Genomic DNA, 20,866 nt, shown 5'->3' with positions numbered 1-20,866 from the left:
GAAAAGATGCAAAAAGTATTAGTAACAGGAGCAACAGGAAGTATTGGGGAAGCTATTGTAAAAGAGTATGCAAAAAATGGATTTTATGTATATATTCATTACAATAGTAATAAACAAAAAGCAACTGAAATCTTAGAAGAGATTAATAATCAAGGAGAATTAATCACTTTTAATATGAAAGATAAAGAATCAATTAAAACTACTTTAGAGGACCTTGAAGTTGATGTACTAATAAATAATGCTGGAATTATAAAAGATAACTTATTTTTCTTTATGAGTGATGAAGAGTGGGAAGATGTTATAAATACAAATTTAAATGGGGCATTTTTTGTTACAAAAGTAATTTCTAAAAAAATGATGATGAATAAAAAAGGAAGTATTGTTAATATAGCTTCTATCTCTGGGATTGGAGGAAATGCTGGGCAGGCTAATTATAGTGCAAGTAAAGGTGGAGTTATTGCTTTTACAAAAACGTTAGCTATTGAACTTGGAAGATATAATATTAGAGTAAATGCTTTAGCCCCAGGAATTATCAAATCAGAAATGATTGAAAATATTCCAAATATAAAAGAGCTAAAAAAAAGTATTCCTCTTGGAAGATTAGGAGAGGCTAAAGAAGTTGCTAAATGTGCATATTTTATGGGAGTAGAAGCAACTTATGTAAGTGGAGAAGTTTTAAATATAAGTGGAGCAATGGTTAGGTAAATATGAATATCTTAATATCTTTGTTATATGCACCTTTTGTGTTTTTTTCGCTAAGATATTTTGATATAAAAATTGTTTGTATAAACATATTTATTATAAGCCTTCTTTGGTTTTTTATAACAATTAAAAAAGACTATAAGCAGGCTTTATATCCTTTAGTTTATATTTTTATTGCAGTTATTACATATTTTATTGAATCTTTTTATATTTTAAAAGTTTTACCTTTATTAATAGCTATATTTTTTACTGCTTTAATTTTAATAAGTTATATAAATAAAACTTCTATTATTCTTTTTTTTGCAAAGAAATTTAGCAAAAAAAATATTGATAAAAAAGAAGAAGAGTATATTTATAAAAGTACTCTTTTTTGGTTTTTTACAGCTTTAGTAAATTGTTTAATTCACTTTTATATTTTTATTAGTGAAAATATAAGTTTTTGGTTATATTACAGTTCATTTGGCTGGTATTTTATTTTTATATTTGCAGGAATTTTACAATTTTTGCATAAAAAATTTATTTTTAATAAGAGTTTAAAAGATGCATAAATTTCTATTTTTTTTATTAATCTTTTTTAATTTTTCTTTTGCTTTGGTTATTGAGTTTAAAGAAGAAAGATACCTTTATGCTTTGGATAATTCTATTTATAAAAAAGGTTTTATAGAATTTAAAGAAAATAGTATAAAAACTTGGTATAAAAATAGTAAAGAGACTTTATATTTTAAAAATGACAAACTTTATAAAATTAAAGATAAGGAACAAATAGAGCTTAATAATATTGCAGCAAAGATATACTTTCTAATTTTAGAAGGAATTTTTCATAATAATTCAAATGTAATTAATAAATTCTTTATTCAAGAAAAACAAAATGATTTAATACTTTTAGCTCCCAAAGAGATTATTTCAAAATATATGCAAAAAGTTGAATATAAAAAAAAGAAAGAAAAACTAATTTTTCTAAAAATTTATTTACACAATAATGATAGGATTATAATTGAACAAACTAATTAAATATCTAGTTTTTATACTTTTTCTTTTTTCTATAATAGTATTAATAAATACAAATAGCTTTAGTAAAATCTCAAATAGTATTTTAACTTTACTTCCTAAAAGTGAAGAAAAATCATTTTTACAAGAGTATGATAAATTTAAAAGTTCAAAGCTTTTACTTTTAAGTGTTAAAGGACTTGAAAAAGAATCTTATAACAAAACTATAAAATTAGAAGAAGAACTTTCAAAAATAGAGGGTTTAACTTTAAAAAAAGTTTTTTATAATAATCAATTGGAAACTTATAAACAAGAGTTTAAACTATATTATAAAGAGTTTGATAAACAAAGATTTGAAAATATTAATATAAAACAAGAACTTACTACTTTATATGAGAATTTAAATAACTCTTTTTTCCCTATTCTTATAGATAAACAAGACCCTTTTAAACTTTTTAAAGATGAGAGTTTACACTTAGTATTTAATTTAAAAAACTCTCATATTACTATTGGTGATTTTGGTTATATTTCATTTTTTATGATAGATGAAAAACTAAACTCTTTGCAAGAGTATAAAAAGCTTTATAATAGTGTAAATAGTATTACAAAGAATTACCAAGAGATTATAGTTTTCTCTCCAATTTTTTATTATGTAGAAAATGAAAAAGCAATTAAAGATGATGTAAATAAGATTATTTTAATAGCAACTATTATTCTTCTTTTATTGTATTTAGTTATTTTAAGAAACTTCTCTTTACTTTTAAATACTTTAACTGCATTAGCAACTTCTACTATTTTATCAATAGTAATAGTAACTTCTTTATTTAATGAAATTTCTATTTTTGTAATAGTTTTTGGGATTTCAATTAGTACTGTTGCCATTGATTATATGTTTCATAACTATATTCACGGATATTATTCAAATAATAAAAAGTTTAATAAAGAGGTTTTTTATGGCTTTTTAACAACTCTTTTAGTTTTCTTTACAATTAGTTTTGTCTCTTTTGATTTAATTACTCATATTTGTATTTTTGCAGTTATTTCTTTAACAATTTCATATTTACAATTCTCTTTTCTTTTCCCTAAAATTGGATTTTTACCAAAACAAAATAAAACTTTTAGTTTAAAACTAGAACTAATTTCTCCAAAGATCATTTTTGTATTTTCCTTAATAGTTTTAATTGTTTTTTCTCAATTTATTACATTTGATTTAAATTTAAAAAATTTAGATTATGATAATAAAGTTTTAAAAGAAAAAGAAGAGTTTTTCAATAAAAATTTAAAAGAAGATAATATTATAAAGATTTTAATAACAGCAAAAAATATTGATGAGTTAATTTTAAATATTGAAAAAATTAAACAAGAAGTAAAATATATAAAATCTCCTTTAGCTTATTTAGTAAATGAAGAGATTTTAAAACAAAGAAATACTCTTTTACAAAGCAAAGAATTTTTACAATTAAAAAATACAATAGGTATTGAAGCTTCAAAGCTTGGATTTAGAAAAGATTTTTTTACTGATGCATATAAGATACAAGAAAAAACCATAACTTACGATACGATAGAAGAACTAAAACAATTAAACATAGATATTATCAAACATAATAACTCACTTTTATCTTATGTAACTATAAAAAAAGATGAGCTAAAGAATATAGAAAAATTTGACTTTGTATATCCTTTAAGTATGACTTTGCTATTTGAAAAATCTCTACTTAAAGTTAAAAATGAACTACTTTTTTTTGGTGCAATTGCACTTATTATAATCTTTAGTTTATTATTTATAATTACAAAAAAAGAGTTTTTAAACTCTTTTAATTATATAGTTTTCCCTTTATGTTTAATTTTTATTTCATCATATTTTATAGAATTTAATATTTTACATATTTTTATGATTTTTATACTTTTATCTTTTTCTATTGATTATGGAATATATACTTCAAAACGATTGGATAAAAAAACAAAAGAAGCAATAATATACTCTTTACTTAGCACTTTTGCTGGATTTGGAGTTTTAATTTTTAGTAAAATAAACTCTTTAAAGGCAATTGGAGTAATTGCAACTATAGGAATTATTGCTATTGCTTTACTATTAATATTTTCAAAAAGGTCAAATAATGAAACTAATTGTGCATAATGATGATTTAACAATAAATACCTATTCTTTAGAAAAAAACAATTTTTATAATAAAGAGTTAGAAAATCATCTAGGGTATATTAGTTCTGATAAAAAAGCCTTAAATGCTCTAAAAATAATAGAAGCTTATTATTCAAACTCAAAGGTTATTTTATTTGATCATACAAATAAAATAATAGAAAATAAATTAAAAGCTTTAAATATCCCTGAATACAAAACCAGTTTTAATGAAAAGACTATTTTTGATAAAAAAGATTTTTCTATGATATTTTTTACAAGTGGAAGTACAGGGGAGCCAGTGGGAGCTTTAAAAACTAAAGAACACTTGGAAAATGAAATTAAAATCTCTTCAAAATTATTGGAAAAATATAAAATTAAAAGAGTAATAGTTACTGTTCCTTTTATACATATTTATGGAACATTAATGGGGATTATTTATCCTTTATATAATAATATTGATATAGTTTTAAAACAGCATTTTTTACCAAATGATTTACTAAATTTAATAGAAGAGAATTCTTTAATAATAACTACACCTTTATATATAAAAGCTTTAAATAAAATTAGTTCACAAAAGGATTTAAGAACTTCTGTTTTTATTAGCTCAACAGGTCCTTTAGATGCACAAAATGCAAAAGAATTCTCACAAAAATTCAATACAAATGTAATTCAAATTTTTGGTTCAACAGAAACAGGAGGAATTGCATATAAATATAATGATGAAGAGTTATGGACTCCTTTTGAAAGTGTAGAAATTTCTACAAATAAAGATAATGAATTAAAAATACAATCTTCTTTTGTTTCAAAAACTATATTTGAAAAAGAGTTTAAAGATATTAATTCACAACTTCAAACTTTTGATTATATTGAACTTATTGATAATAAATTTAAACTAATAGGAAGAAGTTCCCAAATACTTAAAATTGCAGGGAAAAGATACTCTACTATTCAAATAGAACAACTTTTAGAAGAGCATAAAGATATTTCAAAAGCACTAGTTTTTGTATGCAATAAAGATAGCTCTTTAAAAGATGAAAGTTTAGATATAACAATAGAGAGTAAAAAAGAGTTTTCAACAAAAGAGATTAAAGAGTATTTAAAACATAATTTATCAAATTTAAAATTCTCTATAAAATTAAAAGTTGTTGATAAAATACCAACTTCAAGTGTGGGTAAAAAATTGAAAATAATATAACTTTTGTTATACTTTCAAAAATTAAAGAAACCAAATGTCTATAGAAATTTCAAATTTAAATAAAGCATACAAAAAACATAAAATCTTAGAAAATCTAAACTTAAGTATAAAAGAGGGGTCAGTATTTGGACTGTTAGGACCAAATGGTGCAGGCAAAACCACTCTTGTTTCTATTTTAAACTTTTTAATTCCAAAAGATAATGGAATTGTAAAGGTTTTTGGATTTGATTTAGATAAACATGCAAATGAGATAAAATCTATAAGTAGTTATGTTCCACAAACTTATGCTTTTTATCCAAAACTTACCACATATGAAAACTTGGAATTTTTTGGTGCATTATATGGATTAAAAGCAAATGAGCTAAAAAAAAGAATAGAATATTGTATTGAAGCTACTTCTTTAGAAAAATATATAAATAGGCAAGCACACACTTATTCAGGTGGATTAAAAAGAAGGTTAAATATAGCAATTGGTCTTTTAAATAATCCAAAAATTTTATATTTAGATGAACCAACAGTAGGAATTGATCCCCAATCAAGAAAATATATTTTAAATGTAATAAAAAATATTAATAAAGAAAAAAATACTACGATTATTTATACTTCACATTATATGGAAGAAGTTGAGTATTTATGTGATGAAATAGCTATTTTGGATAATTCAAAAATCATCTTACAAGAAAAAAAAGATGAGCTAATTTATAAAAATTCGCTAATTAAGATAATATTTGAAAATAATACAACACAAGAGATAAGTATAAAAGAGGATTATGAACAGTTGGTATGTTTATTTTATAAAATAAAACAAGAAAATTTAAAAATTAAACATATAGATTTTGGACACAAAAGTTTAGAAGATATGTTTTTAAACTTAACAAAACAGGATTTAAGAGACTAATGTTTAAATATTTACTAAAAAAAGAATTTACCTTAATCTTTAGAGATATTCATGCTCTATTAGTGCTTTTTATAATGCCTACTCTTTTTATTTTAATTATGTCTTTGGCACTTAAAAATAGCTATTCAAATACTATTGATGTGAAATTAAAAGTAGCAATTATTACTAAAGAAAATAATGAAAAAATACAAACATTAATTAGTGACATTAATAATAGTAGCTTTTTTGAAACAAAATATCAACTTATAAAAGAAGACACAAAAGAGCTTTTATATGATAAAAATTATGATTTTATTATTTCAATTGACTCTTTATATTTAGATAAAATTAAAAATAATGATAAAGAGTTTAAAATAGAAATATTTACAAAACCAGACTCCCAACAACAAAAAATTGAACTTTTAAAAAGTTTGATTGTAAATTCTTCAAAAACAACAATCTTAAAAGAGTTTTTATCTATGCAAAATATAGATTCAAAAACACTTACAAATTTAAATGAAGTTATAGACACAAATATTATTTATAAAAATGAAAATATAGTATTAAAACCAACTTCTGTACAACAAAGTGTTCCAGCTTGGTTAGTATTTTCTATGTTTTTTATCTTAATTCCTATTTCAAATACTTTTATAAATGAAAAAAACTTTGGAACAATTAATAGAATAAGAAGTATAAACGTATCACTTTTACCCATCTTAATAAGTAAAATTTTTCCTTATTACCTAATAAATCAAATACAAGTTATTTTTATGATTTTAGTTGGTATATATATAGTTCCTTTGCTAGGAGGAGATAAGCTTGAGATTTTAGGAAATTATTCTATGATATTTTTAGTTTCGAGTATTGTAAGTATCTCTTCTATTTCTTTTGCTTTACTAATTGCAAATATTAGTAAAACTACAGAAGAAGCAACAACTTATGGGGGAGTTTCAAATATTATTTTAGCTGCACTTGGGGGGATTATGGTCCCTAAATTTGTAATGCCACAGTTTATGCAAGAAGCAACTAATTTCTCACCAATGTCTTGGGCTTTAGAGAGTTTTTTAGAGGTTTTTGTAAGAGGTGGAGACTTTTCTGATATTTCAAGTTATGTATATAGAATGTTATTTTTCGCTATAATTTGTTTAGTTATAGCTTATATATTATTAAAAAAGAGGAGTTAGATTGATAGGTTCACAAGATGAAGCATTAAAACTAGAATTAAAACAACTAATTATTGAAGAGTGTGATAAGGATATAGAACCCCAAGAAATATCTGATGATGAAATTTTATTTGGTAGTGATACAAAGTTAGAATTGGATTCAATGGATGCTTTACAAATCTCTATGGCACTTCATAAAAAATATGGTATTGATGCAAATGATAGTAAAAAACTAAGAAAAATTATGGCATCAATTAATACTTTAGCAGATCATATACAACCGGAGTAGATTTGAATTCATATATAATTGGAACTTCACTTATTTGTAATATGGGAGATAATTTTAAAGAAATCTCTACAAATTTAAAAAATTTAACACAAGAAAGTTATATTAAAAATTTAGAAAATATTTTTAAAGATAACCTTTTTTATGCAATAAGTAATTTCGATTTTATAAGTGCCGAAGAGAAATATAAAACTATATTAAAAAAAGTAATTTTTGATGCAATAAAAGATGCAAAGCTATCAAAAGAAGAACAAAAAGAGTTACATATCTTTATAGGTTCAACTTCTATGGAAATGTCTTCAAATGAAGAGTATAGAAACTCATTTTTAAATAATAAAAGCTCCTTAGCCTTTAAAGATATTGGGAATGGTTCAATTGGTGAATATATTGAAGAACTTATTGATTCAAAATATAAATCAATTCTTTTTACAACAGCTTGTACTTCTAGTGCTAATGCCCTTTGTTATGCCTCAAAATTAATACAAACAAAAAAGATAAAAAGAGCCATTGTAATTGGAATTGAATTATATAATAGTTCAACATATGGTGGTTTTTCATCATTAATGCTTTTATCAAAAAATAAAGTTTATAGACCTTTTGATAAAAATAGTGATGGAATAATTTTAGGAGAAGCCTGTTCTGCTGTTATTTTAGATTCAAAAAAGAAAACTGACTTTGATTTTAAATATTTAAGTTCTTCAAATATTTGTGATAACTATTCTGAAACTACAAGTAACCCATCAGGAATACCTATTTTTAATACAATGAATCAAGCTTTAAAAGCTTCAAATTTACAATTAAAAGATATTGATTGTATTAAAGCCCATGCAACAGGAAGTGAAAATAATAACCTTTCAGAAGCTAAAGCAATTAAGCTTTTATTTGAAAAATATAATCAAACTACAAAGGTTACTGCCTTAAAACCTACAATTGGTCATACTTTAGGTGCTTGTGGTACAAATGAAATAGTTTTAATGATATATTCATTAAAAAGTGGATTTTTACCTGCTACTTTTGGATTTGAAACACCAGCAGAAGATGTAGTTTTTACTCCTTTAGAACAAAATCTTCCTTATTTAAAAAATGCAACTTTTTTATTTAATTTTGTGGCTTTTGGTGGAAATAATACTTCTATTATTTTAAGTAATAAGGATTAGGATGTATATTCACTCAATATCAAATATCTTAAATAGCAATAAACAAATAAAAGAGTATAGAGATGAATTAAAAAAGCTATCTTCTATAAACCTAAGAAGATCTAGTAAGTTTAATATTTTAGCTGTTTATGGAGCTTTATTATGCACAAAAGACATCTCTTTAGAAGATAATATAGGAATATATGTAGCAACAGAATCTGGTCCAATTAGTGATGTGGATAAGGTTTTAAGTATAGTTAATGAACCCAATAATATGATTATGCCTTTTGATTTTTTAAATATAAATACTAATAATGTTAGTTTTTATGTTTCAAAAGCTATTAATGCAAATGGCAAAAATATGGTTATTACAAGTAAAAATTTCTCTTTTGAAAAAGCCTTACAACTTTCAAAATTTGATTTAGAGATAAATGAAGTTACAAATGTATTAGTTGGGGCAGTGGATGAATCTTTAGAAAATATAAAAGAGTATAAAACTTATCTTCCTGAATTTTTTAATAAAAACCCAAAAGATGGCAGTTTGTGGCTTTATGCCAATAATAATCCTGTAAATGCCTTAGCCAAAATAGATGATATTTGTGAATATTCAAATTTTTTAGAATTTAAAAATAGTTTCAATTTAAAAAACTCAATAATTTCACTTAATTTTCATGCTTTATTTGATGAAGAACTAAAAAATTTTTTAAAAGATAATAAACTACTGTCTTCAGATGATTTTTTTGGTTGTGATGGAGCTTTAAGTTTTTTTGAACTTTTAAAGCATAAAGGCAAACTTGCTCATATTGCAAAAGATATAAATAATAAATTTATTGTTATTTATATTACTATTTAATTACAATTTAATAGATTTTTATTATATAATGAAAATAAAAAGGTCTATTTATGAAAAATTTATCTCTTAGTATTTTAGTACTTTTAAGTTTATTACTATTTTCTGCTTGTAGCAAAAACTCTAAAGTATCCCTTGAAAATGATGCTTTAAAGAAAACATATTATACACAAGTTAATATGTGGTTTGAAGAAAAACCCACTTATGATAGTGTATCAAATAATAGATCTTTCAATGAAGGGAATATTCCTTTTGCTTCTGATTATACTATTGCATCTACTAACTATAATTATGGTAAGCTTCTACCAATAAACTCACAAATAAAAATCGTAAAACTAGATACAAATAAAATCTTTTTTGAACATAATGACAAACTATATGCTTATGTAAGAACAAAACATAGTAAACATAGAACTTTAGAACAGCTTTTTAAAAGAACTTTTGCTTTAAGTAAAGTAGATTTAGAAAATCTTGAAAATAAAGAAGCTATAAAAAATGCTATATTTAAACTAGGGATGAGTAAAGAAGAAGTTATATTTGCAAGGGGCTTTCCACCAGAACACAAAACAAGAACACTATCATCAAATTCTTGGTATTATTGGAAAACAAAACATAACTCTGAAAAATTTGTTTTTGAAAACAATAATTTAAAACTAATTGAAGAATAAAAAGAGTCCTCTTAGACTCTTTTTAAAAGTTTTGAAGCTTCTTCTTCATATTTTGAAGCTTCAATTAATTTCTCTGAGATTTTTTCAGGATTAAATTTATCTAAATTTCTACTTGATTCAACACATAATAAAGCAAACTCTCTTAAGGTATTTCCAGATTTAACAAATAAAGTTGAAGCTTCTTCTAAAAGGTTTTCATCTAAATTATATTTTTTTGATTCTTGTAAAAAAGCTGCATACAAAAATCTAAAACCTCCGCCACCAGTACCTATTTCTTCTTGCATTCTAACAATATGTGTTAAAAAGTTTTTTATATATCTTTCATTATTATCAAGTTTTAATAAAGCAATACTTTTTGCTAACTTTCTCATTCCTTTAACTCCAGCATAAGGAAAAGGTGTAAGTAATGAATTTGCATTTTTCTTAATAGCTTTTTTTATTATCTTTTCAAAATCTATATTTGTAGGTATCTGTTTTGGATAATATAAAAACCCTTTTGGTGCAAAAATTCCTTTGGCAAATCTAGCTTTTGTTAATTCTTTTTCATCACACTTTACAATATCTTCAAATACAGGATCTGAAATAAAATATTCATTTCCTTCTTTTTTATATACCATTAAATTATGTGCATTAAAATGAAATCTCATATCCTTTGGAAAATAAGGAAGATAAAAAACAGAAGTTTGAAGACCTACTAAATGATTTTGATTTATTAGCTTTGATAACTCTTCATTTGCTTTTATTGGGTCTTTATATTTTCTCTTTTCCATTTTAATATTTAAAACTTTTGATATTCTATTTATAATATTTTTTGGCATTTGTCTATATGCAATAAGAGGCATATTACTAATTTTTATAAAAGGAAGATATACAAAAGAAAGACAACTTGTAATTCCAAAAGCCATAGGCTCACTAATTTTTAAACCATAACTTGTTAAAAGAGTTGAAATTGTACCACTCTCACAATGGGCAAACTGTGAATGTTCAAACTCTTTATTCATACTTTAAAACCTTTTAATTCTTCTAAAGAGATATTAAAAGCTTCACAATATCTATTTAAAATTTTATCACTTAATTTTTTGAAATTTTTCATTTTTAAATGTCTTTTTACTCTAAAAGAAAACATTCCTACTACACTTACTAGTGTTGGAAAATCCATTCTATTTTTATACATATAATATTCAATAGGAGAAGCTTCATTTAATTGTATTTTTTTTAAGCTCTCTTTAGCCAATAAATCAAACTCTTCAACTGCAGTTTTTGTAGCAAATTCTTCTACACTACTTCCATAATTTTCAGTATGAAACTCTCCTTTTTCATCTGAAACATACATTACTTTTCTATGACCTTCTAAGATTTTATTTTCTTCTTGAGGTATATCTATTTTTTCCATTAAACAACTTCTAAAAACATAAATGCTGTAGAAAATCTTCCACTTTCAGGAATATAACAAAGTAATTTATCACCTTTTTTCAATCTATTTGTATTAAATAACTCTTCAAGCATAATATAAATAGAAGCACTTCCTGTATTTCCAAACTCTGTAAGATTAGTAAACCATTTTTCAAAAGGTATTTCCAATCCACCCTCTTTCATTCCTTCATATACTTTTTGTCTAAAAAATGTTGAAGAATAATGGGGAACAAAATATGTTATCTCTTCTTCTTTTATATCTCTTTTTTCTAAAATCTCTTTTATGGGTTTTGTAACTGTGTATTCAATAATATTTTCATTTAATAGCTTAACATTTTGTCTTATTGATAAAAGTGATTTATTCATTACTTCTTGTTGCTCAAAAGCTCTCCACGAAGTAGTAGTATTATTTTCATCAACTTCGCAGCCACTATACATACATATAGGCATTTCCCCTGCATAAGATAAAATATCAATCCATTTTATTTCCAATGATAATTTATCTTTATTTGGTTTATTTTCTAAAAGCATTGCTCCAGCACCATCAGAAAGCATCCATCTTAGAAAATCTTTTTCAAACTCAATTCCAGGATTATTTTCAAGTTCTCTATAATCAGATTCTTCTTTAAAATTTCTTGAATTTAAAACCATTGATGAAGTTTCTGAACCTGTAGAAACACCATTATTTAGCTCTCCTGCTTTAATCCCATAATAGATGTATTTTAATGCATTTATACCACTAAGACAAATACCAGAAGCACTAATTGTTTCAATTTTATTAATTCCTAATTCCCCTTGAACCATTAAAGTATGTCCAGGCATTAATTGATCAGGAGAAGTTGTCCCACATGATAAAGCTTCTAATTTTTCAAGCTTAAAATTATCGTTTTCAAGTTTCTTAACTGCATTTGCAGTTATTTGTGCATTTGTAAAAAGTGGTTTTAAAGTATTTTTTTCAAGAACATAAAATCTTCTTTTTATTCCATTACTTCGCAAAACAATACTTTTTGCTTTTGATTTTTTTCCACCAATAAATCCCAAATACTCTTCCATTTCATTATTTGAAACTGGTTCATTTGGCATAAATTTTTGTATATTATTTATATAAACTTTATTCATTCCTAAAAAAATCCTTCATTCTATAATCACCATTTCCAGATGGAAGTTCATAAAACTCTTTTTGTTTTAAAACTTTTTGTTTATTTATTTTTCTTATTATTGTTTGTATTATCATATTTATAGGTACAATTGTTAATATAATTAAAAGTAAAAATACCACATATAACATTACAATAGGTCTTCGTTTAGGGCTTCCTTGTGGACCTATTTTTCTTATAAGTTTTCCCCAAATTTTAAAGCTTTTTGTTGCAATTTGTTCACTTTTTATTAGTTTTACATCAACATTTACAGCTTTTAATCCATGACACATTGAAGAAAACTCTTTTTCTTTATTTGCATAAAGAGCTTTTTTTATAGCTTTACCAAATCTTTTTGCATCTTCAATTTCCCTTTGACTTATCCCTGCTTTTGGGAAAAGTCCCCATAAACTATCTGTCTTTCCAGTTAGCATCCATCTAGGAGTAGTTACAAAAGTTGCTAAAGAGTTACCTTGGTCAATTAATACAATATTATCTATTAATTTAGCACCAATTTCATTTAGTAGCAACTTAACTTTTTCTTGTGCCATAACCCACATATTTCTACAACCAATAAGAGTTATAACAGGTTTACCTTTTAACTTTCTTTTTGCATAATCACTTTTTAAAAATGCAGTAATTGGTAAAGATGGAGATAAAAACCATACTTGATATGGCAAAATAATTAAATCATATTCATTATCATCTTCAATATTTTCAATTTTAGGAGGATCTAAATAAACTGACTCAGGGAAACAGTCCATAAAAGTAATAAAATCCCAAGGGAAAGGATATGCTTTTAAAGGTTTTATCTCTTTTATAAAAACCTCAATATTCTCATCCCCCATTAAAGGATTTATTACACTTTGTATTAACTTTGTTAGTTGTCCAGTTTGAGAATATGATATAACTAATACTTTTTTCTTCAAATTTTCTCTCTTTATATTAAAAAATATTATATTATACCAAATAAATAATTAAACTCTTTGCTATCTAAGGTATCCTACATCTCCCAATTGAGCACCATCAATTGGGCTATATAACCAAGTTGCAACATCTTTTCCTAAAGCTTCAACAGTTCTTCCTAAAACAGCACAAGAACCCTTGTAAGCTCCCCAAAAACCACCACCAGATACTCTAGCAGCTTTAAATGAACCATAGCTTTTTTTACCTTTTACTAAAATCCCTGAAATTGTTGTGAATTTAGCATGTCCTCTAAAAGCTCCACCTTGACTTATAGCATCATCAATTTGTAAATTTAAATATAAATCATTTGGACCTATATTGTTTTTAAACTTAACAGTTAATCCTTGTTCTGTAGCATATTTTTGAATAAACTCAGCTAATTGTTGATTTATTGTACACTCAGATTTAATATTTTGTGCAATTCTATTATTTTTTGCATAAGGAGTTATAGCTTTTATGTAAATAACATTTTTATTTGTATTAATTTCACCAGAACTTTTATACTGTGATTTATTAATAGTTGTAGTATCAGAACTACTTTCAATTGATGTTACATTTCTTGAATTGCTATTTCCAGATACTCCAATTAATGATAACTCATAATTTATATTTCTTTCTAAGTTTCCTATCCATTTATTGTAATTTGGATGAATTGTATTATCTTGTGGATTATAATTCATATTTTGACTATCTTTATATATTATCTTATAACCTTTTGTATTATAAGCAATATTTACCATTACAAAATGTTTTCCTCTAACATTTACTTTAGATTCCAATAAACCAGTTTTGATTTTTTTAGTTGTCCAGCCTTTTCTTATAGCACCTTTTGTAATTGCTTTTTCAACTTTTGCCATAGTTATATTTTTAGCATCAATATAATTGCTATTATCAATATTTTGAACTATTGAACCTTTTCCACACCCTGTAATAATAAATAATACAAAAAATAAACTTCCTAATAGACTTAATATTTTTTTCACTACACTCTCCTAAAACTATTTAAGTAAAGAAAGTTCATAATTAATATTTCTTTCTAAATTTCCTATCCATTTATTATAGTTTTTGTGAATAGTGTTGTTTTCTGCATTATAATTCATATTTTGGCTATCTTTATATGTAATTTTATAACCTTTTGTATTATAAGCAATATTTACCATTACAAAATGTTTTCCTCTAACATTTACTTTAGATTCTAATAAACCAGTTTTGATTTTTTTAGTTGTCCAACCTTTTCTTATAGCACCTTTTGTAATTGCTTGTTCAACTTGTGCCATAGTTATATTTTTTGATTCAATATAACTACTATTATCTACATTATGTACCATTGTACCTCTTCCGCATCCTGTTGCAATTAACATTACAAAAAACAGTGTTCCTACTAATCCAATCAGCTTTTTCATTAATCTCTCCTAAATTATTAATAAACTAAATTTTAACAGTTCTTTAGTTATATACTTATTAATTTTAAGATATATTTTTATATGTTAATTTCAATTGTAGTATAAGGGTTATATAAAACATTTGCACCTGATTGAATTTTAATATTTCTTCTTTGAGTATAATCAATAAGATACTTTCCACCAAACTCAACTGAAAACTTTGCACATAATTTAGCAGCTTTAATTATCACTGATTCAGGGATTGTTTTTTTACTATTTTGTACTATTACATGACACGAAGTTCTATCTTTTAAATGAAACCAAAAATCACTTGCTTTTGAATTTTGTAATAAATAGATATTTTCTCTTTCACTTCTTCCTAAAAGAATTTTATATCCATTATAAAAAAATGTCTCATAATTTTGCTGTTTTGCTGTTTTTGTTTGATTCTTTTGCTTTTTAGGAAATAAAAACTCTATTTCATCAATAGAATTTGCCTCTTGTAGATTTTCAATCATCTTTTTAGAAAACTCTAATTTTTCTTCTAAACTTTGTTTTTCTATATCAATATTTTGTAATTTTTGTTTTAATTTTTTTGCTTTTTTAAAAAGTTCATTTGCATACTTTGATGCACTAATACTTTTATCTAAAGGTATTTTTATACTATTACCTTCATAATCATAAGCTTCTAAAATATCTTGATAAGGTTTAATATTATGAATATTACTTAAAATTATATTTGCATATAAATAAGTAAGATTTGATTCTTTTTCTAATTGCTGTTTTAAAGGCAAATGATTTATAAGATTTTCTAATTTATTTATCTTTTTACTTATTAAAGAAATTTTTTGTTTTTTTAGATTTTCTAAACTCTGTTTTTCTTTAATTTCATAAATTTCATATAGATACTTTTCAATATTCTCAATAAAATCTTCTTTAAAAATAAAGTTTTGTTTTGGTATCTCTTCTAATTTTATCCCAACTTTTACAACTCTACTTGATGAGAATTCATCTATATGTCTTAAAGCCTCTAATATAATTCTATTTTCATCTAAGATTATTATATTTGTATGTTTACCTGTAAACTCCAATTGTAAAATAGTTGTTAGTTTTTTATATGAAGAACTTGAAGATACTTTTATATTAATTACCTTATCTTCATTATATATACTAATCTCTTCAATTTTAGAATTTACAAATCTTTTTTGTAGAAGAATATCAAAAGGAGCATTAAAGTCTTTTTTTATTGTATCTTGATTATTTTTTTTATAAATTTGACTTTTACCTTTTGTCATATCAAAATATAAGATCTCTTTATTATTAAATTCAATTATAATTATATTATTGTCAATTCTCTTGATAAACTTTATATTTTGGGCTTTTTCTTTAAGATATTCAACTATTTGTTTTATTAAAAAATACTTCACAATTAATTCACTTTATGTTATAATAGTTTGTTGTCAGGTTTTTTATATTTATAAAATATAATTATACCCAAATTTTAATTAGGAGAGTTATAATGACAAAATTGGCAAAGATTGCATTAGCAGCATCATTAACATTAGGTGTTTTAACAACAACAGCATCAGCAGATGCAGTAAAAGGACAAAAACTTTTTTCTAAAAAGTTAAAAAATCCTTGTGGTATGACTGGAGCAAAATTTGCTGCACAGCATTCTCAAGATCAATGGGAAGAGATCAAAAATGCTGGTAAATTTGAAGATGAAATAATCAAAATTTGTCCAAAAGTAAAAAAAGGTTATGTTCAAGAATCTTGGATGGAACATATTTATGATTTTTCTTATGAATATGCAAATGACTCAGGGAATGTTCCTTCTTGTTAATAAATAAAAGGGGAAGAGGTAATCTCTTCCCCTTTTTTATTATTTTTATTATAAGTAAAAATAATATTATGTTAAGTATTAATTAAAAGTTATAGTTATATAATATTTAATATACTTAATACAATGAGTATAAGTTTTAGTTATTATACACCAAGGAGCACTTAATGAAAAAGGGGATAATTGCTTTATCAACTGTTGCAGCATTAACAACTTGTGCTTTTTCATCAGAAATATCAAATAATGAGATGATGAAACAAATCGAGTTATTGAAAAAACAAATTGAAATGCTTGAAAAGAAATTAAATTCAAATCAAGACAAAGTAACTACACTTGAAAAGACTTTTACAGATAAAAGATTTACAAAACTTGAAAAAAATGTAAAGAAAAACTCTGAAAAAATTCAAGAAGTAAAAGCACATGATGCAGGAGATAATATAAAGTGGGATGTTGATTTTAGAACACAATATGATAATGTTCAATATAAACTATCAAATGGTAAAAAACTAACAAATAACTCTATATACTCTAATAGACTTTGGTTAGGAATGAAATTCCAAGCTGATGAAAACTCAACTTTTTATGGAACACTTTCTTATAATAAATTATTTGGGGATAATAGAGCTCAAATTGATGGACAAACAAGAAATAATGCAAGCTTTGATTGGGTAACAAATGAAGCTGCTACAAATGATAATAGCTTAAAAGTAAAAGAGGCATATTGGCTATATACAAATGATTCTTTCTTTGGAAACAATGATGTTTCTTGGACAGCTAGTATTGGAAGGCGTCCTTCAACAGATGGTTTGGGAATTAGTTTAAGAGCTGACCAAGAAAGAAAATCTGCTCTTTCACATACAGTAAATGTGGAATTTGATGGAGCTAGTGCTAGATTTAACCTTGATAAACTAACAGGTATAAATGGAATGTGGCTTAAGTTTTGCGTAGGTAGAGGATTAACTAATGCAAAACTTAGATTTTCTTCAGATGGGCTTGATTATATAGATGATAATGATACAAGTGAAAATGTTGATATGGCCGGATTTATTTTTGTTCCTTATGATAATGGACAATACTCAGTACATATGAACTATGCAAAAGCTTGGAATTTAATAGGAAATCAAGATGCAAATGCTGATGGACAACCTGATAGTAATGGTAAATTCTATAATTTTGGAGATATAGAATTAGCTACAATTATGTTTAAAGCTTATGGAATTGGAAATGGTATTTCTGATTTCTTAGATGATACAACAGTATTTGCTTCATATGCTATGAGTAAAACTGATCCTGATGGAAACAAAGCAATGTTAGGTTCAGCTGATTCTGAAACTGGTCACTCTTTTTGGATTGGTGCAAATATGCCATGTCCATTATCTGAAAAAGCAAGAGTAGGAATAGAATGGAACAAAGGTAGTAAATACTGGAGATCTATGACTTATGGTGAAGATACTATGGCAGGAAGTAAAATTGCTGCACGTGGTACTGCTTGGGAAGTATATAGACACCAAAAATTAACTGATGCTCTTAGTTTTACTTTAAGATATACACAAATAAAATATGATTATACAGGAAGTAATGGTTTCTTTGGAGACTTTGGAACACCTGTAAAAATTAGTGATTCTCCTAATGCTGTTGAAGAGGCTAAAAACTTTTCAGCAAATATTAGATATAGATTCTAAAAATAAAGTCTCTTATTTAAAAGAGACTTTATCTAAATTAAAAATAGTTTTTTCCGCAATATCCATCATCTCAATATTTATTTTTTTAAAATCATTATCTTTTACATTTATTAGTAGTTTATCATATACATTTCCATAAGGAAAAAGTGTAAAATAAATAAACTCTTTTGAAGTTCTTTCTTTATCTAGTTCTTTAAACCAAACTGCAAGTAAAGCAAGAAATAACATAGCAGGATTAAAAGCACTTCCTTGTGCTAGATATTTAGAGATTTGATCATTTATAAAATTATAAGCAATTAATACAGCTTTAATTCTATAATGTTTTCTATTTTTTAAATAGTGTTCTGTATCAAAAGTTACATTATTTATCTGTTTTAAAATATCTTCACTTACACTATTAATATAATTATCTAACTCTTCTTCTATATTAAATAATTTTTCATCTTTATCTTTATAAGAAAGAATTAAATCTTTACAGAACAATAATAAAGCTTCTGTTTTTATCTTTGATAGGTTTAAAATCATTCCATATTTTACCCAAAATTTATTAATAAACTATTATTAAGATTAAATTTAAGTGCAATTGCGATAAAATGTACCAAATTCTATAAGAAAACTAAAAAAAAGGAAATTATTGGAACCAATTGGTGTATTAAGTGAAGGTCAAATATATGATCTTCAAACTGCGGAAGCTTTAAATATAACTGGTGAAGAGATAAAAAGTGACAGTTCTCCTGAATCTTTAGAGATTTTAAGACATTCATGTGCTCACCTAATGGCTCAAGCTATTAAAGCGTTATATCCTGAAGCTAAATTCTTTGTTGGTCCTGTTGTTAAAGAGGGATTTTATTATGATTTCAAAGTAGATTCTAAAATATCAGAAGAGGATCTTACAAAAATTGAAAAGAAAATGAAAGAGCTTGCAAATGAAAAGCTACCAATTCAAAGATATGAGACAACCAAAGAAGAAATCTTAAAAAAATTCGCAAATGATGAGCTTAAACAAGCGGTACTTAAAAACATCACAGATTCAACTCTAACTATTTATAAGCAAGGTGATTTTGAAGACTTATGTAGAGGTCCTCATGTACCTAATACTAGAATGATTAGAAATTTTAAACTTACAAGAATAGCAGGTGCTTATCTTGGTGGTGATGAAAAAAATGAAATGATTACAAGAATCTATGGTATAGCATTTTTCGATAAACAAGAATTAAATGACTATATTAAAATGTTAGAAGAAGCAAAAAAAAGAGACCATAGAAAATTAGGTACTGAATTAGATCTATTTACTTTTAATGATGATGTGGGAGCTGGTCTTCCTATGTGGCTACCAAATGGTGCTAGGCTTAGAAGTAAATTAGAAAAAATCCTATACAAAGCTCATAGAGTAAGAGGATATGAACCAGTACGTGGTCCAGAAATTTTAAAATCAGATATGTGGAAAATCTCTGGTCACTATGCAAACTATAAAGAAAATATGTATTTTACTACAATTGATGAGCAGGAATATGGTATTAAACCTATGAACTGTGTAGGACATATTCAAATTTTTAAAAATAGTTTAGTTTCATATAAAGATTTACCAAAAAAACTTTTTGAATATGGAGTAGTACATAGACACGAAATGAGTGGAGCTATGCACGGACTATTTAGAGTAAGAGAATTTACTCAAGATGATGCTCATATTTTTTGTACACAAGCACAAGTAAAAGATGTAATTATTGAAGTTTTAGAGTTTGTTGATAAACTTATGAGTATATTTGATTTTAAATATGAAATGGAAGTTTCAACTAAACCTGAAAAAGCCATTGGAGATGATGAATTTTGGGAAAAAACTACAAAAGGAATCATGGATGCACTAGATGAGCACAATCTACCATATGGAATTGATGAAGGTGGAGGAGCTTTTTATGGTCCTAAAATTGATATTAAAATCTTAGATGCTATTGGAAGAAAATGGCAATGTGGTACAGTTCAAGTTGATATGAACTTACCAAGTAGATTTAATGTAGAGTATATAAACGATAAAGGGGAAAAAGAACAACCTGTAATGATTCATAGGGCAATTTTAGGTTCTTTTGAAAGATTTATTGGTATTCTAACAGAACACTGTGCTGGAGAGTTCCCTTTTATTATCGCTCCAACAGAAGTTATCTTTGTACCAATTGCAAATACACATGTTGAATATGCAAAACAACTACAAAAAGAACTGTTATATAAAGAGATAGATTCTAAAATTTTTGATATGAACGAAAGTTTAAATAAAAGAATTAGAATGGCGGAAAAACAAAGAGTTCCAATGATTGTTGTTATTGGTGATGAAGAAGTTGAAAACAACTCTATAGCATTAAGAGACAGAAGAAAGAGAGAGCAGTCAAATATGACGAAAGAGGAGTTTATAAATATGTTAGTTGAAATTAAAAAAGGATGTGAAATTTGAGTC

22 protein-coding genes are annotated in these 20,866 nt (G+C 25.0%); 14 read left to right on the top strand and 8 right to left on the bottom strand.

Annotated elements, in window-relative coordinates; translation table 11 throughout:
* Nucleotides 1–6 precede the first annotated feature (6 nt).
* From AMYT_RS01180 to AMYT_RS01130, 11 genes are read left to right on the top strand one after another with little or no spacing between them, the layout of a single operon-like run.
* Nucleotides 7–705 carry an SDR family NAD(P)-dependent oxidoreductase gene (locus tag AMYT_RS01180; RefSeq protein ID WP_114840748.1) on the top strand — a complete coding sequence of 233 codons (699 nt, stop codon included), beginning with the start codon at nt 7–9 and terminating at the stop codon, nt 703–705.
* Nucleotides 706–707: 2 nt separating this feature from the next.
* Nucleotides 708–1,250, top strand: a complete 543-nt coding sequence (locus AMYT_RS01175; RefSeq protein WP_114840747.1) for a hypothetical protein — start codon at nt 708–710, stop codon at nt 1,248–1,250.
* Nucleotides 1,243–1,713, top strand: coding sequence for a hypothetical protein (locus AMYT_RS01170; protein WP_114840746.1), 471 nt, complete (start codon nt 1,243–1,245; stop codon nt 1,711–1,713). The genes AMYT_RS01175 and AMYT_RS01170 overlap by 8 nt, the downstream gene beginning before the upstream one ends.
* The gene (locus tag AMYT_RS01165) at nt 1,697–3,826 is read left to right on the top strand and encodes an MMPL family transporter (protein WP_114840745.1); all 2,130 of its coding nucleotides are present in this window, start codon (nt 1,697–1,699) and stop codon (nt 3,824–3,826) included. Before AMYT_RS01170 ends, AMYT_RS01165 begins: the two co-directional genes overlap by 17 nt.
* Entirely contained in the window at nt 3,807–5,021 is a 1,215-nt protein-coding gene (locus tag AMYT_RS01160) for an AMP-binding protein (protein WP_114840744.1), read from the top strand. The genes AMYT_RS01165 and AMYT_RS01160 overlap by 20 nt, the downstream gene beginning before the upstream one ends.
* Before the next feature lie 34 nt (nt 5,022–5,055).
* Entirely contained in the window at nt 5,056–5,919 is an 864-nt protein-coding gene (locus AMYT_RS01155; RefSeq protein WP_114840743.1) for an ABC transporter ATP-binding protein, read from the top strand.
* On the top strand, nt 5,919–7,082 hold the full coding sequence (locus tag AMYT_RS01150) for an ABC transporter permease (RefSeq protein WP_114840742.1): 1,164 nt from the start codon (nt 5,919–5,921) through the stop codon (nt 7,080–7,082). Before AMYT_RS01155 ends, AMYT_RS01150 begins: the two co-directional genes overlap by 1 nt.
* A gap of 1 nt (nt 7,083) precedes the next feature.
* Entirely contained in the window at nt 7,084–7,350 is a 267-nt protein-coding gene (locus AMYT_RS01145) for a phosphopantetheine-binding protein (protein WP_114840741.1), read from the top strand.
* A gap of 2 nt (nt 7,351–7,352) precedes the next feature.
* A complete protein-coding gene (locus AMYT_RS01140; RefSeq protein ID WP_114840740.1) occupies nt 7,353–8,504 on the top strand; it encodes a beta-ketoacyl synthase N-terminal-like domain-containing protein in 1,152 nt (383 codons plus the stop codon).
* Between the two features lies 1 nt (nt 8,505).
* Nucleotides 8,506–9,336, top strand: coding sequence for a hypothetical protein (locus tag AMYT_RS01135; protein ID WP_114840739.1), 831 nt, complete (start codon nt 8,506–8,508; stop codon nt 9,334–9,336).
* A 50-nt stretch (nt 9,337–9,386) separates the two neighbouring features.
* Nucleotides 9,387–10,001 carry a hypothetical protein gene (locus AMYT_RS01130; RefSeq protein WP_114840738.1) on the top strand — a complete coding sequence of 205 codons (615 nt, stop codon included), beginning with the start codon at nt 9,387–9,389 and terminating at the stop codon, nt 9,999–10,001.
* A gap of 11 nt (nt 10,002–10,012) precedes the next feature.
* Here AMYT_RS01130 and AMYT_RS01125 read toward each other — a convergent pair whose 3' ends face one another.
* The 7 genes from AMYT_RS01125 to AMYT_RS01095 form a co-directional block, all read right to left on the bottom strand.
* The gene (locus AMYT_RS01125) at nt 10,013–11,002 is read right to left on the bottom strand and encodes a BtrH N-terminal domain-containing protein (protein ID WP_114840737.1); all 990 of its coding nucleotides are present in this window, start codon (nt 11,000–11,002) and stop codon (nt 10,013–10,015) included.
* A complete protein-coding gene (locus tag AMYT_RS01120) occupies nt 10,999–11,394 on the bottom strand; it encodes a hypothetical protein (RefSeq protein WP_114840736.1) in 396 nt (131 codons plus the stop codon). The genes AMYT_RS01125 and AMYT_RS01120 overlap by 4 nt, the downstream gene beginning before the upstream one ends.
* Nucleotides 11,394–12,533 (bottom strand): beta-ketoacyl-ACP synthase III, encoded by a 1,140-nt coding sequence (locus AMYT_RS01115; RefSeq protein WP_114840735.1) that lies wholly within the window; start codon nt 12,531–12,533, stop codon nt 11,394–11,396. The genes AMYT_RS01120 and AMYT_RS01115 overlap by 1 nt, the downstream gene beginning before the upstream one ends.
* The gene (locus AMYT_RS01110) at nt 12,526–13,479 is read right to left on the bottom strand and encodes a hypothetical protein (RefSeq protein WP_114840734.1); all 954 of its coding nucleotides are present in this window, start codon (nt 13,477–13,479) and stop codon (nt 12,526–12,528) included. The genes AMYT_RS01115 and AMYT_RS01110 overlap by 8 nt, the downstream gene beginning before the upstream one ends.
* Nucleotides 13,480–13,539: 60 nt before the next feature.
* Nucleotides 13,540–14,499 (bottom strand): hypothetical protein, encoded by a 960-nt coding sequence (locus tag AMYT_RS01105; RefSeq protein WP_114840733.1) that lies wholly within the window; start codon nt 14,497–14,499, stop codon nt 13,540–13,542.
* 15 nt (nt 14,500–14,514) lie between these two features.
* Nucleotides 14,515–14,919, bottom strand: a complete 405-nt coding sequence (locus AMYT_RS01100; protein ID WP_114840732.1) for a hypothetical protein — start codon at nt 14,917–14,919, stop codon at nt 14,515–14,517.
* A 77-nt stretch (nt 14,920–14,996) separates the two neighbouring features.
* Nucleotides 14,997–16,325, bottom strand: coding sequence for an NFACT RNA binding domain-containing protein (locus tag AMYT_RS01095; protein ID WP_114840731.1), 1,329 nt, complete (start codon nt 16,323–16,325; stop codon nt 14,997–14,999).
* A 92-nt stretch (nt 16,326–16,417) separates the two neighbouring features.
* On the opposite strand from AMYT_RS01095, the gene AMYT_RS01090 reads away from it, so the two are divergent.
* Both AMYT_RS01090 and AMYT_RS01085 read left to right on the top strand, forming a co-directional pair.
* Nucleotides 16,418–16,741, top strand: a complete 324-nt coding sequence (locus tag AMYT_RS01090) for a cytochrome C (protein WP_114840730.1) — start codon at nt 16,418–16,420, stop codon at nt 16,739–16,741.
* A 164-nt stretch (nt 16,742–16,905) separates the two neighbouring features.
* Entirely contained in the window at nt 16,906–18,420 is a 1,515-nt protein-coding gene (locus tag AMYT_RS01085) for a DUF3373 family protein (RefSeq protein ID WP_114840729.1), read from the top strand.
* Nucleotides 18,421–18,432: 12 nt separating this feature from the next.
* Here AMYT_RS01085 and AMYT_RS01080 read toward each other — a convergent pair whose 3' ends face one another.
* Complete coding sequence (locus AMYT_RS01080) at nt 18,433–18,945, bottom strand: hypothetical protein (RefSeq protein WP_114840728.1); 513 nt, start codon at nt 18,943–18,945, stop codon at nt 18,433–18,435.
* A 109-nt stretch (nt 18,946–19,054) separates the two neighbouring features.
* On the opposite strand from AMYT_RS01080, the gene thrS reads away from it, so the two are divergent.
* Entirely contained in the window at nt 19,055–20,863 is a 1,809-nt protein-coding gene (thrS, locus tag AMYT_RS01075) for a threonine--tRNA ligase (protein ID WP_114840727.1), read from the top strand.
* The last annotated feature ends 3 nt before the right edge of the window (nt 20,864–20,866 follow it).

The organism is Malaciobacter mytili LMG 24559, from assembly GCF_003346775.1.
Taxonomy (GTDB): domain Bacteria; phylum Campylobacterota; class Campylobacteria; order Campylobacterales; family Arcobacteraceae; genus Malaciobacter; species Malaciobacter mytili.
The sequence above is the reverse complement of the archived record's forward strand: the minus strand, read 5'-3'. Positions and strand labels throughout refer to the sequence as shown.

Excerpts from the sequence above, each read along its gene's own strand:
- AMYT_RS01180 (WP_114840748.1), top strand. The coding sequence starts at position 7 with ATGCAAAAAGTATTAGTAACAGGAGCAACAGGAAGTATTGGGGAAGCT.
- AMYT_RS01175 (WP_114840747.1), top strand. The coding sequence starts at position 708 with ATGAATATCTTAATATCTTTGTTATATGCACCTTTTGTGTTTTTTTCG.
- AMYT_RS01170 (WP_114840746.1), top strand. The coding sequence starts at position 1,243 with ATGCATAAATTTCTATTTTTTTTATTAATCTTTTTTAATTTTTCTTTT.
- AMYT_RS01160 (WP_114840744.1), top strand. The coding sequence starts at position 3,807 with ATGAAACTAATTGTGCATAATGATGATTTAACAATAAATACCTATTCT.
- AMYT_RS01155 (WP_114840743.1), top strand. The coding sequence starts at position 5,056 with ATGTCTATAGAAATTTCAAATTTAAATAAAGCATACAAAAAACATAAA.
- AMYT_RS01150 (WP_114840742.1), top strand. The coding sequence starts at position 5,919 with ATGTTTAAATATTTACTAAAAAAAGAATTTACCTTAATCTTTAGAGAT.
- AMYT_RS01135 (WP_114840739.1), top strand. The coding sequence starts at position 8,506 with ATGTATATTCACTCAATATCAAATATCTTAAATAGCAATAAACAAATA.
- AMYT_RS01130 (WP_114840738.1), top strand. The coding sequence starts at position 9,387 with ATGAAAAATTTATCTCTTAGTATTTTAGTACTTTTAAGTTTATTACTA.
- AMYT_RS01125 (WP_114840737.1), bottom strand. The coding sequence starts at position 11,002 with ATGAATAAAGAGTTTGAACATTCACAGTTTGCCCATTGTGAGAGTGGT.
- AMYT_RS01120 (WP_114840736.1), bottom strand. The coding sequence starts at position 11,394 with ATGGAAAAAATAGATATACCTCAAGAAGAAAATAAAATCTTAGAAGGT.
- AMYT_RS01115 (WP_114840735.1), bottom strand. The coding sequence starts at position 12,533 with ATGAATAAAGTTTATATAAATAATATACAAAAATTTATGCCAAATGAA.
- AMYT_RS01100 (WP_114840732.1), bottom strand. The coding sequence starts at position 14,919 with ATGAAAAAGCTGATTGGATTAGTAGGAACACTGTTTTTTGTAATGTTA.
- AMYT_RS01090 (WP_114840730.1), top strand. The coding sequence starts at position 16,418 with ATGACAAAATTGGCAAAGATTGCATTAGCAGCATCATTAACATTAGGT.
- AMYT_RS01085 (WP_114840729.1), top strand. The coding sequence starts at position 16,906 with ATGAAAAAGGGGATAATTGCTTTATCAACTGTTGCAGCATTAACAACT.
- AMYT_RS01080 (WP_114840728.1), bottom strand. The coding sequence starts at position 18,945 with ATGATTTTAAACCTATCAAAGATAAAAACAGAAGCTTTATTATTGTTC.